Annotated in this window: 14 protein-coding genes; 7 read left to right on the top strand and 7 right to left on the bottom strand. The window is 35.8% G+C overall.

What is annotated here, in order from left to right; translation table 11 throughout:
• Positions 1 to 10 precede the first annotated feature (10 nt).
• Together B4U84_RS27640 and B4U84_RS27635 are read left to right on the top strand one after the other, a co-directional pair.
• Entirely contained in the window at positions 11 to 1,576 is a 1,566-nt protein-coding gene (locus tag B4U84_RS27640; RefSeq protein WP_207391024.1) for a beta-barrel domain-containing protein, read from the top strand.
• Between the two features lie 628 nt (positions 1,577 to 2,204).
• The gene (locus B4U84_RS27635; RefSeq protein WP_131121332.1) at positions 2,205 to 3,014 is read left to right on the top strand and encodes a prohibitin family protein; all 810 of its coding nucleotides are present in this window, start codon (positions 2,205 to 2,207) and stop codon (positions 3,012 to 3,014) included.
• A 653-nt stretch (positions 3,015 to 3,667) separates the two neighbouring features.
• Here the strand turns inward: B4U84_RS27635 and B4U84_RS27630 are convergent.
• On the bottom strand, positions 3,668 to 4,099 hold the full coding sequence (locus B4U84_RS27630) for a DUF7980 family protein (RefSeq protein WP_131121331.1): 432 nt from the start codon (positions 4,097 to 4,099) through the stop codon (positions 3,668 to 3,670).
• A gap of 231 nt (positions 4,100 to 4,330) precedes the next feature.
• On the opposite strand from B4U84_RS27630, the gene B4U84_RS27625 reads away from it, so the two are divergent.
• Positions 4,331 to 5,008, top strand: coding sequence for a cadmium resistance transporter (locus B4U84_RS27625; RefSeq protein ID WP_017308544.1), 678 nt, complete (start codon positions 4,331 to 4,333; stop codon positions 5,006 to 5,008).
• A gap of 142 nt (positions 5,009 to 5,150) precedes the next feature.
• Here the strand turns inward: B4U84_RS27625 and B4U84_RS27620 are convergent, their stop codons facing one another.
• Entirely contained in the window at positions 5,151 to 6,086 is a 936-nt protein-coding gene (locus B4U84_RS27620; protein WP_044451331.1) for a LysR family transcriptional regulator, read from the bottom strand.
• 285 nt (positions 6,087 to 6,371) lie between these two features.
• Here B4U84_RS27620 and B4U84_RS27615 point away from each other — a divergent pair, with 285 nt between their 5' ends.
• The 3 genes from B4U84_RS27615 (at position 6,372) to B4U84_RS27605 (ending at position 8,621) form a co-directional block, all read left to right on the top strand.
• The gene (locus tag B4U84_RS27615) at positions 6,372 to 7,133 is read left to right on the top strand and encodes a cadmium resistance transporter (protein WP_017308546.1); all 762 of its coding nucleotides are present in this window, start codon (positions 6,372 to 6,374) and stop codon (positions 7,131 to 7,133) included.
• Positions 7,134 to 7,239: 106 nt separating this feature from the next.
• Positions 7,240 to 7,860, top strand: coding sequence for a hypothetical protein (locus B4U84_RS27610; RefSeq protein WP_017308547.1), 621 nt, complete (start codon positions 7,240 to 7,242; stop codon positions 7,858 to 7,860).
• A 323-nt stretch (positions 7,861 to 8,183) separates the two neighbouring features.
• Positions 8,184 to 8,621, top strand: a complete 438-nt coding sequence (locus B4U84_RS27605; RefSeq protein WP_017308548.1) for a DUF202 domain-containing protein — start codon at positions 8,184 to 8,186, stop codon at positions 8,619 to 8,621.
• Positions 8,622 to 8,629: 8 nt separating this feature from the next.
• Here the strand turns inward: B4U84_RS27605 and cysK are convergent, their stop codons facing one another.
• Positions 8,630 to 9,601 (bottom strand): cysteine synthase A, encoded by a 972-nt coding sequence (gene cysK, locus B4U84_RS27600; RefSeq protein ID WP_017308549.1) that lies wholly within the window; start codon positions 9,599 to 9,601, stop codon positions 8,630 to 8,632.
• Positions 9,602 to 9,619: 18 nt separating this feature from the next.
• Positions 9,620 to 10,057: an RrF2 family transcriptional regulator gene (locus B4U84_RS27595; RefSeq protein WP_017308550.1), complete on the bottom strand. Its 438-nt coding sequence runs from the start codon at positions 10,055 to 10,057 to the stop codon at positions 9,620 to 9,622.
• Between the two features lie 710 nt (positions 10,058 to 10,767).
• Here B4U84_RS27595 and B4U84_RS27590 point away from each other — a divergent pair.
• Positions 10,768 to 11,550: a MinD/ParA family ATP-binding protein gene (locus B4U84_RS27590; RefSeq protein ID WP_017308551.1), complete on the top strand. Its 783-nt coding sequence runs from the start codon at positions 10,768 to 10,770 to the stop codon at positions 11,548 to 11,550.
• Between the two features lie 25 nt (positions 11,551 to 11,575).
• Here the strand turns inward: B4U84_RS27590 and B4U84_RS27585 are convergent, their stop codons facing one another.
• Genes B4U84_RS27585 through B4U84_RS27575 form a run of 3 tightly spaced genes read right to left on the bottom strand, consistent with a single transcriptional unit; the run spans position 11,576 to position 15,213 of the window.
• Positions 11,576 to 13,348 (bottom strand): ABC transporter ATP-binding protein/permease, encoded by a 1,773-nt coding sequence (locus B4U84_RS27585; RefSeq protein ID WP_044451332.1) that lies wholly within the window; start codon positions 13,346 to 13,348, stop codon positions 11,576 to 11,578.
• Between the two features lie 21 nt (positions 13,349 to 13,369).
• Positions 13,370 to 14,398: a hydroxyacid dehydrogenase gene (locus B4U84_RS27580; protein WP_131121330.1), complete on the bottom strand. Its 1,029-nt coding sequence runs from the start codon at positions 14,396 to 14,398 to the stop codon at positions 13,370 to 13,372.
• A gap of 44 nt (positions 14,399 to 14,442) precedes the next feature.
• Positions 14,443 to 15,213, bottom strand: a complete 771-nt coding sequence (locus B4U84_RS27575) for an aspartate/glutamate racemase family protein (RefSeq protein ID WP_044451334.1) — start codon at positions 15,211 to 15,213, stop codon at positions 14,443 to 14,445.
• Positions 15,214 to 15,240: the final 27 nt, after the last annotated feature.

Here is a 15,240-nt window from a genome sequence, read left to right as displayed (position 1 = left end):
AAAATTCAATATGAATAATAAAACTAACGGTACTTATCATCAAAATGAAGTAAAATTAAATTCAAATTCAGTTATTTTGGAACATAAAACTCCTCCTAAAGCACCTGTTATTGATACAAAAACTAATAATCTTGAGCAATCAGTTGTATTACGTCAATCCCCAGTCTTTTCACGCTTAATCATGCTCACAATGATGGCGCTAGCCTGTTTTGGAATTAGTTGGGCATGGTTGGCGAAAATTGAACAAGTAGTTCCTGCAACAGGTCAATTAAAGCCTCAAGGAGCAGTAAAAGCTGTTCAAGCTCCTGTTCCTGGAGTTGTCAAAGCGGTTTATGTTAAAGATGGGCAACAAGTAAAACCTGGAGATTTATTGCTTACTTTTGATTCCACGACTACCAATGGTGAATTAAATGCTTTAAATAAAATTAGTGCTGCATTAACTCAAGAAAATCAAATATATCGTCATTTAATCAAAGCAGGCTCTTCCGAGACAGGCCAAGCAGAGTTGTTGCAAACTAAACTATCAACAGAAGCAGATTTTCTACTCAAAAATAGAGCTGCATTATTTGCAGAAAATGATTTATTACGGACTGAGTTAAAAAACTCTGGTATTGGAACAGTTAATTTAGGAAGAGACGAGAAAGAACGTCTTCAGACATCAAAAATAGAATTAGATTCTCGCTCTAAAACAGCACAATTGGAAATTGAACAAATCAAGAATAAGCTGACTCAAAATCAAATTAGACTCAAAGATACACAAGCAAATTTGGCTATTGAAAATGAGATTTTTAATAAAATAAAAACTCTAGCAGAACAAGGTGCTATTGCTCAACTGCAATATTTGCAACAGCAAAAAAAAGTACAAAATCTGACAGCACAAATAGCAGAATTATTTGAGGAACAAAAACGCTTAGAATTTGATATTATTCAAGGACAACAGGAATTAAAAAACACTGTTGCCTCTTCTAATAAAAATATTCTAATTCAGATAGCAGATAATAAAAAGCGCATTGCTGAAATTGACAGTCAATTAACAAAAATTTTACTTGACAATGAAAAGCAATTGGCTGACATCAATAGTAAAATATTGCAATCTCAAACAAATGTAAAATATCAAGAACTTCGCTCTTCTGTAGCGGGAACTATTTTTGATTTACAAGCAAAAAATCCTGGTTTTGTGGCTAATACTAGCCAAGAAATACTCAAGATTGTACCATCAGATGACTTAGTTGCTGAAGTATTAATTACAAATAAAGATATCGGTTTTATCAAAGAAAAAATGAAGGTAGATGTTAGGATTGATTCCTTTCCTTTTAGTGAATATGGTGATATAAAAGGAGAAGTGATATCTGTAGGATCAGATGCATTACCACCAAATAAAACACATCCTTACTATCGTTTTACAGCCAAAATTCGCTTAGATAGACAATCGCTAAACATTAATAATAAAAATATTTTTTTACAATCAGGAATGTCTATTAGTGCCAACATTAAAGTGCGTGAAGAACGAAGAGTAATTAGTTTATTTACCGAACTATTTACCAAACAAGTTGAAAGTCTAAAAGAGGTGCGTTAAATCAACTTAGTTAATACTAAAAAATAAGTGATGATTGTTATAAAAGTATATTGTTGTTGGACATCTTTAATAGCCAATTTTTCTCGTTTATTTTTCTTGATTACATAGAAATTTGCGTAAATTCATATCTTGCACTTTTGCATTAGTACTCGACCACACAGGTTTTGACTCTTTGTCAGGCGTCAGATCCGCGACTTTTCTGAAAAGTCGCGGATCTGGCTCACCTATCAAAATCAATTTGGTGAACTACTAGAAGTCGCTTAATTTTCAGTTATACCAATTCTGTATGAATATGTGCCAAACTACGTCAAACTTATAGATGGGTGTATTGATATCAATTCTTTGTGAAGCTATGCATTATTTTGACCAATAATTCCTTGATTGTACAAGCCCCTAGATTTATCTGTGAGGTTAATCCAAAATCCATAGACGCGATAGCGACTTCCCGCAGGGTAATCCAAAATCTAAAATCTAAAATCGATTGACCCCTCCTAACCTCCTTGTGCGTGTGGAGGTGACGCAAGCGGTGGGGTTCTTCCTATTTTTCTTATTTTTGCGATATTAGAATAGTATAATACACGGTAAACTAGTCCGTTTATCGTAATATACTAAAAATATTTAAACAAATATGAAAAAAATAAAATTAATGAGTAGTGCTGGTAAATTCACTGCTACTTTATTTTTAATCACTATTCTTTTGACACCTTTTGTAATTATAAATGCAGGAGAACGTGGTGTATTAATGGAATTTGGCAAAGTACAACAAAGAGTATTAGGTGAAGGAATTCATGTAATTATACCAATTGTCAATACAGTCAAGAAAATTAGTGTCAGAGTTCAAAAACAGCAAATAACTGGGGAAGCTTATTCTAAAGATTTGCAGGATGTGTTTACAGAAGTAGCACTGAATTGGCACATTTACCCAGAAGAAGCAAATTTGATTTTTCAAGAAATTGGTACTGAAAAAGAAGTTGTTGAGAAAATTATTAATCCAGCAGTAGAAGAAGTTTTAAAAGCTATTATAGCAAAGTACACAGCAGAAGAAGTCGTAACTAAGCGAGGAGAAGTTAAATTAGGAGTTGATGAAGCCTTGACAAAAAGATTACATGATTATTATATTGCAGTTGATGATATTTCACTGATTCATGTCAATTTTTCAGACAAATTTAGTGATGCGGTAGAAGCAAAACAAATTGCAGAACAGGATGCAAAACGAGCAGAGTTTATTGCATTAAAAGCAATAAAAAAAGCAGAAGCTCAAGTGAATTTAGCTAGAGGAGAAGCTGAAGTTAATAGATTATTACATCAGAGTTTGACTCCTCAAATTCTAGAAAGACAAGCAATAGAAAAATGGAATGGTAAATTACCTTTGATTGTGAGTAGAGATACTCCGAAATTTTTTAATCTCAGTGAACTGTTGAAATTATCTGAAAAATAATATAAGAACCCCAACTTACCAAATAAGTCGGGATCATTCCAAATATTCAAAAAATCATACGATTTCACGAAAAGCCTGATACAAATACAGACCCTGTAGAGACGCGATATATCGCGTCTCTACATTATTTATATATATCGCGATTAACGTGAAATGGTATCAGCCTGCGATTGAAATCGCAGTCTCATTTGCATTGTCCCCAAAAAACGGACAAGCTTAGAACCAATTGATTTATTTGTGGGACACATGAGATATTTCAATAAAAACTTGCCCGTTTTTTTCTACGTGGAAGACCCTCATATAGCAATCCTATATGATTTGCGAAAATCGCAGAGCTTAGATCCCCGACTTCTTAAAGGATACAGCTGGCGAATCAGGGGTGACACCCCTCACCGACGATTTTTCGTCATTCCACCAGATGTAGAGACGCGCCATGGCGCGTCTCTACAACCAATTTGTGGGCGAACGAGGGGTTTGACCCCCTATTCGCCAGCTGCATCCTTTAAGAAGTCGGGGATCTTGTCTGGGGCGAATGATTTAGGAATGCTATAGTTCAAGTTTGCTTAAGCAGACTGCTTGATTTTAAGAAGTCGTCTTCAAACGACTTGTGCTATTAGCAAAGGGTTTATACCTTTTGCTGATATTTAATCTGCTTAACTATTGGAGAAAAGATTGGGTGTATCAAGAACTTTAAATTGAATTAAAAGTAAGATTAGCAAGGTATACACAGTTGAAGAAACTAAACCTGTTAATAATTCTTTCTTAAGGTTGCGTTCTTGGGGTTGTTTTTGGAAAACATCAACTGCACCCACTTGCATCAAAATTATACCAATAATATTAGATAACCAATAGCCAATAATGGCAGAAGGCATAAATAATTTAGGAGCGAAAAAACTACAAACATAACCGAAAAAATAAGCAATCGGTAGATTGAAGATGAGATCATTCCACCAACATAATGGTGACAATAAATATCCAAGGACTAAAAATAATCCACCTCTGAGCTTTTGCAAAAATGTTTTAGGTAAGTCTTCTGTGGCTACTTGTGGTATCTGCTCTCTAGAGACTTTTTCAATATTCAGCATTTTATGACTAAATCTTTATCAACTTACCGTAGTTTATGATAAAAAATAAAAAAAGTCTAGACTTAAATAAGTCGGCGTCAATAAACCAAACTATGTAAAGATCTATAAAAATATGTAAAGAAAAGTAAAGCTCGAAAATTAGTTTGTAGTAAGCGCTACCCTAAGGGAACAGTTAATCACCACAAACATTGAATTTTTGACGCTGACTTGCTTAAATCTTAATCTTTCCTCATGAATGAGTTTATTTCTACACTACTAGTTGGCATTTCAGCCTTCATTGCAACAAATATCGATGATATCGTTATTTTATTAATTCTTTTTTCTCAAACTGATTCTAGCTTTCGATGTCGGCATATTGTTACTGGTCAATATTTAGGCTTTACAGTATTGGTGATTGCTAGTCTTCCTGGCTTATTTAGTGGATCAGTTATCGCACCAAATTGGATTGGACTACTAGGTTTAATACCAATAGCAATGGGTATTAGCAGTTTAATTAATCGAGAAGAAAATGTATCTGAAGAGATTGTAATCACACCTGTAGATTATGAAGATTCAAACACTATAACTTTTCTCAATCCATATATTTACAGTGTAGCAGCTATTACCATTGCCAATGGTAGTGATAATATCACCGTCTATGTGCCGTTATTTGCTAGCGGGAATTTAAGTAACTTTCTAATTATTATTGTTGCATTTTTTATATTAATAGCAATTTGGTGTTATTTAGCTTATAAATTTACTTCTTACTCTAAAATTACAAATTTATTAAGTAAATATGCAAATTATATATTTCCTGTAGTCTTCATAGGAATTGGTAGTTTTATTATTTTAAAAAATGAAGCTTTAAGCTTATTTAAGTTAGCAATTAGTTGCATTTGTTTAGTAATTATTCTAAACAATAATAAATAGATTTTCTCTTCCCCGATCCCCGATCCCCGATCCCCACTCCCTTGGGGGAGTGGGGCCCCCGAGTTTCCCCAGAGGGGACCCCACCTGCCCCTTATCCCCAAAGGAGACCCCTACCTTCCCCGATCCCCGATCCCTCTTCTATCTAAGCAACTTGTACATTGTCTTCTCTAAGTAAATTTTCAAAAGCTATGACTACCCGTGTTTGAAAACGTTGACGATGTTTCAATTTCCAAATAGGTTGGACAATTTCTAATCTTTTGCTATATCCTCTTGAAGAATCAACAATTCGTATGGCATGTAATGTCCCTAATTGTAATTCTTTTTTGACTATAGATTCAGGAATAGCAGCTGCACCAACACCACTTTCTACTACTGCTCTTACCATTTCGCTGCTGTTTAGATTTAGTACTACATCTAGTTTGTTGGTTTCAATTCCCCAATTTTGTAAGGCCTGCTCAAACATCTGTTGTGCGCCAGAACCAGACTCACGCATTACCCAACTAGTATTCAGTAAGTCATCAAGGTAAATTTCTAGATGTTGGAACCAAGGATGAGATTTACCAACTACAATTTGTAGGCGATCGCTCCCGATCTCTTCTTGTTCTAAACTTTGTTGTAATGTAGGTTTGATCTCTCCTGTCACAAACCCTAAATCATACATCCCAACAGCAGTTCCTTCACAAATTTCTTCGGCATTTCCAAGTGTACAGTTGACAAAAATACCAGGATATAGTTGTTTAAATTGGCTAATCTTTTCAGGGAGAAAGTAATTTCCAACTGTCAGACTTGCACCTATTTTTAGCTCTCCTCGTTGCAAATTATTTAATTCTTTCAAACCACGCTCAGTTAATTGAACTTGGTCGATAATTTTCTGTGCTTCAGCTTGCAATAATTTTCCCGCATCAGTAATTTCAATATGACGACCAATCCGATGAAACAACTTCACACCGTATTCTGTTTCTAAACATTGGATCGCAGCACTTACAGCTGGTTGGGTGATATAAAGTGTTTCTGCTGCGCGAGTAAAGTGCAAGACTTCCGCAACAGCTAAAAAAATTCGCAACTGCTCCAACGTCATTTTAGCTACTTATAAATTTGTTAAATAGTGATTTGTAATGATAATAAAGGTATTATACGGTAAATCTACCGAAAAACTGTAGTTTTTTTCTAAAATAATTAGAAAGGGTATGGTTGGGAAATATTCATAACTTTCATCTATGGATTTGACAAAAAAGACTGTTTGCTTTCAATAGTAGTGAGCCATAAAGTAAAACTATGCAGTTATCAGTTATCAGTTGACAGTCAACAATTTTCAGAAACCAATAAGCAATAACTGCTGACATCAGTACGGAGATACTACGTAATGGACGGATTACTAACTGCTATTCCTACAGGACTGACTGCTTTTTTGGCAACTAATCTCGATGATATCGTTGTTTTGTCGTTGTTTTTTTCCCAAGTAAATGCTTGCTTTCGTCATCGTCATATCCTTACTGGTCAATACTTAGGTTTTGCTGCGTTAGTAATCGCAAGTTTACCAAGTTTCTTTGGTAAGTATATCTTACCAGAATCTTGGATCGGTTTACTCGGTATGGTTCCGATTGCGATCGCCATTAGTCGTTTACTACATCCAGATACCGAAAATGAAGACACAGCAGCAGATACCCAATCTTCAGAGCCACCTCAATCTTGGTTATCAAGTCTGCTTGATCCCCAAACTTATGGTGTCGCGGCGGTAACTGTTGCTAACGGTGGCGACAATATCGGTATTTATATGCCATTATTTGCCAGTACAAGTTGGGATAGCTTGCTCATCATTCTTGGGGTGTTCTTCTCAATGGTGGGTGTATGGTGCTATGTTGCTTACCATCTAACCAGATTTGGTGCGATCGCTTCTGCAATTACTCGCTATGGTAATTCTCTAATTCCCTTTATCTTGATAGGATTAGGTGTGTCTATTTTGATGGAAAGTCACACTTTAGAAACACCTATTTTGGCTGTCATAGTTTGTGTAGTTCTTGGTTCATATCTATTAATCTTAAGCCGGAACATGTGGCGAGAAATGTACGGCTTTTCTTTAGAAACGCCTCAACCAGAAGTGTTATCCAGAGTTGAAAGAAATTGAGTCTAACTATAGATGAAAAACTGCTAACATCATACCTAAATTAGATAGTTAACAGCCAGTCAGCAATTTTTGAAATTTTGTTTTGGAATCTTGCAAGGATAAAATTATGAAAATCTTCAAGCTAAATCTTGTTAAAATAACTATTGTGTGTTTATTACTGCTTGTAAATCTGATGATTGCTCAACCATCTTGGGCAGGAAAAAAATATATCTCAAACCCAGATTACATCGAAGTTAATAAAGAATTAGAATCAGCTTTACAGGAGAAACAAACCCAAGGCTCGACACCAGAAATTCTCGAAAATATTTCCAACTTAAAATTCCAAAAATATATCTTGGAAACTGGTGAAAAGTATGGTGTGTGTCGCAATCAAACTGGAAAGACACTGTTAATATATGCTCAAAAGCCTAAAAAATCTAGCTCAACCTACGACAATCAATTATATCTGCTACCTAGTGGTGCAGAAACAGATGATGAGTTAGATTGTGATGGTGTTTATATTCCTGGAACACCCGCTACAGAAAATCAAGAAGCCAAACCCGCCACAGCTTTTAAGGTTGTAGATGGAACTCGTTTAGTAGCTACAACTAACCCCACAACTGGTGAAATAGAATTTAATGTCCCGCCTGCAAAAGTTTTCCAAGCTGGTGAAGCTAACTGGTTTATTCCTGATACTGTGCAAGCAGCATTAGATGCAGGTATTACGACTGTAGAAATCAATGATTAATTAACTAAAGCTAACTGAACAATATCCCCGACTTCTCTTGAAAAGTTGGGGATATTTGTCATCAGATTAAGGATTGAGGATTTACTCCACAGATAAATTTGAAGGATTGCACCATCAAAAAATGATTTGTCATGAAAAAGTCATAAATCACAAACTGAATATTTAATAAAATATATTTATTAATATAACCAAAAAATAGATCTTTATAACTGCTCAAATTATTTGTATTTTGTGATAATTATATTTATAGACTTTGATGAAAAAATATTTATTCGATTATTAAATATTTTGAGGTCAATTATTATACTAAAGATGCTAAACTTATGGATATGCAAGTAGAAAAAATAGAAAAATCGCAAAAAAAATCACAAGAAAAATCGCAGAAATATAGGTCAGACCGAGTGCGGGATCACTTAGCAAATGAACGCACCTATCTAGCATGGATGCGGAGTGGGATCGCGCTCATGGGTTTTGGTGTTTTGATTGTACGCCTGCGTATCCTTCGTCCGCCCTTAGCACCCCAACCTCCTGGTAATGGTTGGAAGTTGGGTTTAGCATTTGCTTTGGTGGGTATATTGACTGTACTACTTTCAACTCAACATTATTTCGCTGTTCGTCGAGATATTGATGAGGATAGCTATCAACCGCCAGATCGGTGGGTAATTCTTTCCAGTCTGGCTGTGACTTTGCTGGGTGGAGGAGTTATCTATTACGTTTTTACGCTTCCTTTAGATAATTTACAGACTTTTTTGCTGGAATAATGAAGTGTTCACTTAATTAACCTGAGTAGAGGTATTTCCAACTCTTCTAAATCTTTGAACAGTACAGTACTCAAGTAACGTTCGCCAAAGCTAGGTTGAACCATAACAATTAATTTACCGCTATTTTCGGGACGTTTCGATACCGCAATAGCAGCGTACAAAGCAGCACCTGTAGAAATACCTGATAATAATCCTTCTTCTTTTGCTAACCGCCGACTATAGGCGATCGCATCTTCATCTTTGACTGTAATTACTTCATCAACAAGTTCTGAACGGTAAATGTCTGGTATAAATCCTGCACCAATTCCTTGAATTTTGTGTGGTCCCGATTTTCCTTGGGAAAGTACCGGACTGTTGCTTGGTTCTATGGCAATGGCTTGAAAACTTGGCTTGCGCTTTTTAATCACCTCCGCCACTCCAGTTATAGTACCACCAGTACCTACTCCCGCCACGAGGATATCTACTTGTCCATCGGTATCTATCCAAATTTCTTGTGCAGTTGTTTCACGATGCACTTTTGGATTCGCAGAGTTGCGGAACTGTTGCAACATATAAGTATTGGGCATTTTTGTGACAATTTGTTCAGCACGAGCGATCGCTCCACGCATCCCTTCCAAACCTGGAGTTAATTCTAACTGCGCGCCATAAGCTCTCAACATCGCTTGTCTTTCTGTACTCATGGTTTCTGGCATAGTTAGAATCAGGTTATACCCCTTAGCAGCAGCTATCATTGCTAAAGCTATACCTGTATTTCCAGAAGTCGGCTCTACTAAAATAGTTTTTCCAGGCTGGATTAAACCTGCGGTTTCTGCTGTTTCCAACATGCTGACTCCAATTCTGTCTTTTACAGAAGCAGATGGATTCATACTTTCTAATTTCACCAGAATCCGCGCTAAAGCTCCTTCTGATTGGGGAATCCGGTTTAACTCTACCAATGGTGTCCGTCCAATTAACTCTGTAATATTCTTTGCAATTCGCATAGAAGTATTTTTGTCTAGCTAAATATAATACATTTGACTCTGCTGTAAGCGTTGATCTCGTTGTTCACACAAGTCCTGGATCGTATAGCGCTTCAAAGCCTCTTGTGATGAGCGATCAGCTTCTTCCCAAATTTCCCGTATCAAGGTTTTTTCTAAGGTATTATCTGGTGAGTTTTCTTTTTCTTTTTGACTTCCTTCTAGCAGAACTACAACCTCTAACAATGTAATCCGCCACGGTTCCCGTGCTAAAACAAAACCTCCTCTGGAACCGCGTTGACTCTGCACCACCCCCGCACGCCGCAGACTGGTAAGAATTTGTTCTAAATAACGCTCTGGGATCGGTTGTTTAGCAGTGATTTCACCCATCGTTAAGGGAGTTTTATGAGCATAGTGGTTTGCTAGTTCTAACAAAGCCAACAGCGCATATTCTATCTTGGCAGATAAATCCAAGAGCATACAGTTTTGACTCTTTAAGTTTCCGATCATTATACTACGGTTTTTCGGTAGATTTATTGAAGTTTAAGCGAGATATTTTCATAAAAATTGTCTAATGAGATACATTTTTATCAAAGATTACTAAAATTACACAATTAATAAGCTGATGTGCGCTTCAATTAAATATTCTTGCGTTAGGACTGTCCAGGGTCAACAGTCCAAAGTCCAAGCTAGTCTTTGACTCTGGACTGTTGACTTTTGACAACCTGATCGCAAAATATACAATTTAAATGCATAACAGCTTACCCTCCAAGTAAAATACTGTCGCCTGATATTGAAACTACCTTAGGTCGATCCTATAGAACGGATTGAATTTAAGCTCAAACAATCAGGATTGCGACAAACCAGAGTTGATGATGCCATACTTTTATCCCGTATTTAATTAACTATGACTTTAGTCATAGTTAATCTTACTTAAGTAATCAACTAAAGTAAGAGGCTGTTTATATATTTCGTTTAAAAAAGATTTAAGACATTTTTCAGATGTTATTATTTTGTTAATTTTATAGGATAAAAATAATCCTAATGAACGAGTTTGAATAACAGATAAAAATGCTAATAATAGATAAAATTAAAATTAATTAAAAATGGAATTTAAAAACTAATATAGGACTCATATTTGATTATCGATAATTAATATTGAGTAATACTTTTACTTAAGGATATATTTTATGTCTAAAGTTGTTTCTATTCATTCATTTCGTGGCGGTACGGGTAAATCAAATATCACTGCTAATGTTGCGACTCTGATTGCTCGTTCTGGTAAGCGAGTTGGTATTGTTGATACAGATATTCAATCACCTGGAATTCATGTTCTTTTCGGTCTAGGGGAGGATAAGTTAGGCTACACCCTAAATGATTATTTATGGGGTCGCTGTCCAATTGAAAAGGCTGCTTACGATGTCACACCACTAATTAAAATGAGGCAAAAAAATGCTGGAATCAAAGGTAATATTTTTCTAATTCCTTCTAGTATTAAAACAAGTGAAATTTCTCGGATTCTGCGTGAAGGATATGATGCACGTTTGCTTAATGATGGTTTTCAGCATTTAACCAAACGTTTGAAATTGGACTATCTTTTTATTGATACTCACCCTGGTATTAACGAAGAAACTCTCTTATCTATTATTATTTCTGACATTCTTATTGTTATCCTTCGACCAGACCAGCAAGATTACCAAGGTACAGCTGTAGCTGTGGATGTGGCACGTAAGTTAAATGTTCCTAATATTATGCTCGTAGTTAATAAGGCTTTACCAGCCTTTAACTTTCAAGCTTTGCGCCAACAAATTACCTCAACCTACGGCACAACTGTAGCTGGTATTTTACCTGTCTGTGAAGAAATGTTTTATCTGGGTAGTAAGGATCTTTTCAGCTTGTGCTATCCCAATCATCCTTGGACACAGGAAGTAAATGCGATCGCCAAACAGATAGAAGTCAGATCCAAAAAATAAATGAGCTTTGTCGGAAAACTTCAAATTAAACTTTTTCAAGTTGATAATCATCCATAGAAACCAGTCGCCAACTGGAATTTTGTGAAAGTTCCAAAACCCATTGATGATATTTAAACAAACTTTCTCGATGTCCTACACTAATAAATGTTGTATTCGTTGATTGTAACTGTTGATATAAATTTTCTTCATTTTTTAAATCTAAAGCACTGGTTGCTTCATCTAAAATCGTAAAGCGAGGATGAGTAATTAACAATCTTGCAAAAGCCAGACGTTGTTGTTCTCCCAAAGATAATATATTCTCCCAAGGTACTTCTGCATCGAAACCACCGCCTTTTGTTTCTACGTTTTCAAGGTTAACTTGTTGTAAAACATCTTTGAGTTGTGTGTCGCTCATTTGATGATTTGTACTTGGATAAAGTAACTGTTCGCGCAAAGTTCCCAAAATGATATATGGACGTTGGGGTAAAAACAAAACATCTTCTCTAGGAGGTCGCATTAAACGACCCGTTCCTGCATTCCACAAACCAGCAATAGCTCTGAGTAAAGAACTTTTACCCCGACCACTAGGCCCAACAATTAATAAACCTTCGCCTGGTTGAACAGAAAGTGACAAATCTTCGACGATCACTTGTTCATAATTTGGTGTTTGTAAAGTGACATTTTCAAAAGCCAGACGGTTTTCTTCAATAGTTTTAATCGTACTTACATTCTCTGGTTGTTTAGTGACAAATTCTAAAGCATCTGAAAATTCAGCTAAACGCTCAACATAACTAGAAAATCGTCCAGAAGTTCCAAATTCATCTATTAATGCTGCCAGACCATTAGCAAACATACTACAAGCGATGACTGCTTGGTTAACTTGTCCGAAATCAATTTCTCCACGAATATATGCAGGTGCGAATATTACAAACGGAAATATTTGGATAATAGACCGATATCCCCTGTTAAAAATATCTTTATTTTTTTCCCACTCAATTTTGCTTACAGAACTTTTGATCAGATTATTAAATCGGCGCTGAATAATATTTAATTCTTGGTCTTCTCCTTGAAAAAATGCTATCGATTCCGCGTGATTGCGAACATGAGTCAGGCTGTAAGTGTAATTAGCTTTAAATTCAAGTTCCTCTTGAGTAATTTTATCTAATTCTTGACTCAAGTACACAGCAATTATATTGCCTATAATTGTATAAACAAGCAGAATAGCTACAGCCAGTTGGGAAATTGACCAAAGAATTATTAAAAAAGTCGTCATTTCCAGGATTTTTTCTAACAAAGTAGCTGCAAAATTCAGAGCAGTCCTGGCAATAGGTTCGATCTCTTGGGATAAACGTTGATCTGGATTATCAACATCAGATCTAAAATTGATTTTATAATAGGCGCGATCGCTCAAATATTTTTCTAAAATACGTCTGTTCAGCCATTGATACCAATCAAGGGCAATTTTTTTTCTGACAAATTTAGTAAATCCTGTCAAGAGCGTAATCAGCAGCAGTCCTATACCATAAATTGATAACGTTTTGGCAAAAAGAGACATTTCTTTTTGTTGGACAATGACATCGATTAAATAGCGATCGACGAAGCTATTTAAAGCGGTGACGCCCACAAGACTGATGATTAATAAAATCAGGAGAATGAGCATTCCCCATGAGCGTATTACTTCGGAAAATGGTCTTCCTTTTGGATCTGTTGGATACCAGTAGGGACCGGCGATCGCGTTGACATAATTCCAAAATTTAGTAAAACCTGAAATAATAGGAATATTATTTGAGTTTTGCTTGTGAAAAATTTCAGTTTGCATGTTCTAGAAATATAGCGGTTATCATTGCAGGTCTGGTGGAAACTTTTGCCAAACTTCTGGATTAACAATGTGAGGTGGCTTTTTACCCTGAAGCACTTGCAGTATTTGATTAGCTGCGGAAAGTGCAGCAGCTATAGCAGCTTCAGGTGTAACTCCAGCGAGATGGGGTGACATAATTACATTGTCAAAGTCATATAAAGGATTATCGTGAGATGGGGGTTCTGGCTCAAACACATCTATTGCTGCTCCTGCGATCAATTTTTCATGGATAGCTACAACCAAATCTTTTTCTCGAACTATCTTCCCACGAGATGTATTGATTAAGAAAGCAGTGGATTTCATTTTTTCAAAAGTTTCTAGAGCAAACATTTCATAGGTTTCATCGGTTAATTCGGGGTGTAAAGATACAAAATCGGATTCAGCCAAAAGGTATTCTAAATCATTTACCAAAGTTCCACCCAATGCTTCTGCTTTAGTAGCTGGGACGTAAGGATCGTATGCTAAAACTCGCATCTGGAATGCTGTACTGCACTTATGGGCGACAGCACTACCAATTCTTCCCAAACCAACAATTCCAAGTGTTTTTCCTTCGAGTTGCATTGGTTGTACCTGATTACGAATGAGGTAGTTTCCTGTTTTGACACACTGATTGAGAAAAGTCAGCTTTTTCGCTAAAGCTAAAATCATGCAAATCGTGTGTTCAGCAACAGCAGTTGTTGACAAACCAGGATTGTTGACTACAACTATCCCCTGTTTTGTTGCAGCAGCAATATTAATTGCATCAGTTCCAAATCCAGATGTACTGATAACTTTTAAATTTTTGGCTAATGCGATCGCTTGAGCATCTAATTTAGTAGGATAGCGAACAAATACGCCGGATGCTTCTTGAATAGAATCATAAATTTGATTATTTGTTGGTTCTTCTAAAATCTCGACATTTGTATATTCTTGCAGAAATTTTTCACCTGTCTCATGATACATTCTCCCGATTAAAAGAATCTTGTGATTTTTAATATTCACTGTGGGAATTTGGGGAAAAATAGCTGTCATAGAATTTCTCCTGAATTAAATTGTTTTACTTGAAAAAATCAATCTTATAAATGAACTTGAACTTTTTCAGATATTTTCTTTTTTTCTGGAAGCGAATTAGAATTAATACTACATGTCACTGGCTCTAAGAGTTGAAAAAGATTCTGAGCGATGGTAGTTAAAGGATCGATGGCTTTAATAGAGTCAATTCCATTAAGCTTGAGAGATTTAGTTAACAGATGAAATTCTGTACAAGCAGAAATATAAGAACGAGTCTTGTATTTATCTAACAATTCTTGGATATCTGGAAGAATTGTCAGTGGATCTTGCCCTCGTTTTAGTACTTTAAAAATAATATCATGGATTAAGTATTGGTCTTTTTCAGATAGAGAAATAATGCGATTAGCAGCAGTACAACCTTCGTGAAATAATTTTTTACGATAAGTCCCAGTACCCGCTAGTAAAATAGCTGGTTCATCATGTTCTTGCAGTTGTTGGTCTGCAATTTTAATTAAGGAAATTACCTTATTAGTAAGATGCTCAGGAATATGAGGTAGAGCATAATGTGCTGTACAACAACCAATCACTATCCGATCAACTAATTTATTGAGTGTTTCCAAATGCAATTGTATGAAATCAATAAATTCTCTTTCATTTCCACTATTAATAGAACTTGTGCGGTCAGGTGCAGATGGAAGTGAGAAAACAATAACGTTAGGAGCTTCTTGTTCGTTGTCAATAAACTGATTGTGTTCATAAATCGATTTAAAAAATTCGGCGGTAACTACAGGTCCCATACCACCTAAAACTCCAAGTGTTGGTAGTTTTCTATTCATAAATATCCTCCTAATCAATGATTAATC

The sequence above is a fragment of the Westiellopsis prolifica IICB1 genome (assembly GCF_004323185.1).
Classification (GTDB): Bacteria; Cyanobacteriota; Cyanobacteriia; order Cyanobacteriales; family Nostocaceae; genus Pelatocladus; species Pelatocladus prolificus_A.
The sequence above is the reverse complement of the archived record's forward strand: the minus strand, read 5'-3'. Positions and strand labels throughout refer to the sequence as shown.

Bases quoted from the DNA above. Each gene is read 5' to 3' on its own strand.
- B4U84_RS27640 (WP_207391024.1), top strand. From the start codon at position 11: ATGAATAATAAAACTAACGGTACTTATCATCAAAATGAAGTAAAATTA.
- B4U84_RS27635 (WP_131121332.1), top strand. From the start codon at position 2,205: ATGAAAAAAATAAAATTAATGAGTAGTGCTGGTAAATTCACTGCTACT.
- B4U84_RS27630 (WP_131121331.1), bottom strand. From the start codon at position 4,099: ATGCTGAATATTGAAAAAGTCTCTAGAGAGCAGATACCACAAGTAGCC.
- B4U84_RS27625 (WP_017308544.1), top strand. From the start codon at position 4,331: ATGAATGAGTTTATTTCTACACTACTAGTTGGCATTTCAGCCTTCATT.
- B4U84_RS27620 (WP_044451331.1), bottom strand. From the start codon at position 6,086: ATGACGTTGGAGCAGTTGCGAATTTTTTTAGCTGTTGCGGAAGTCTTG.
- B4U84_RS27615 (WP_017308546.1), top strand. From the start codon at position 6,372: ATGGACGGATTACTAACTGCTATTCCTACAGGACTGACTGCTTTTTTG.
- B4U84_RS27610 (WP_017308547.1), top strand. From the start codon at position 7,240: ATGAAAATCTTCAAGCTAAATCTTGTTAAAATAACTATTGTGTGTTTA.
- B4U84_RS27605 (WP_017308548.1), top strand. From the start codon at position 8,184: ATGGATATGCAAGTAGAAAAAATAGAAAAATCGCAAAAAAAATCACAA.
- cysK (WP_017308549.1), bottom strand. From the start codon at position 9,601: ATGCGAATTGCAAAGAATATTACAGAGTTAATTGGACGGACACCATTG.
- B4U84_RS27595 (WP_017308550.1), bottom strand. From the start codon at position 10,057: ATGCTCTTGGATTTATCTGCCAAGATAGAATATGCGCTGTTGGCTTTG.
- B4U84_RS27590 (WP_017308551.1), top strand. From the start codon at position 10,768: ATGTCTAAAGTTGTTTCTATTCATTCATTTCGTGGCGGTACGGGTAAA.
- B4U84_RS27585 (WP_044451332.1), bottom strand. From the start codon at position 13,348: ATGCAAACTGAAATTTTTCACAAGCAAAACTCAAATAATATTCCTATT.
- B4U84_RS27580 (WP_131121330.1), bottom strand. From the start codon at position 14,398: ATGACAGCTATTTTTCCCCAAATTCCCACAGTGAATATTAAAAATCAC.
- B4U84_RS27575 (WP_044451334.1), bottom strand. From the start codon at position 15,213: ATGAATAGAAAACTACCAACACTTGGAGTTTTAGGTGGTATGGGACCT.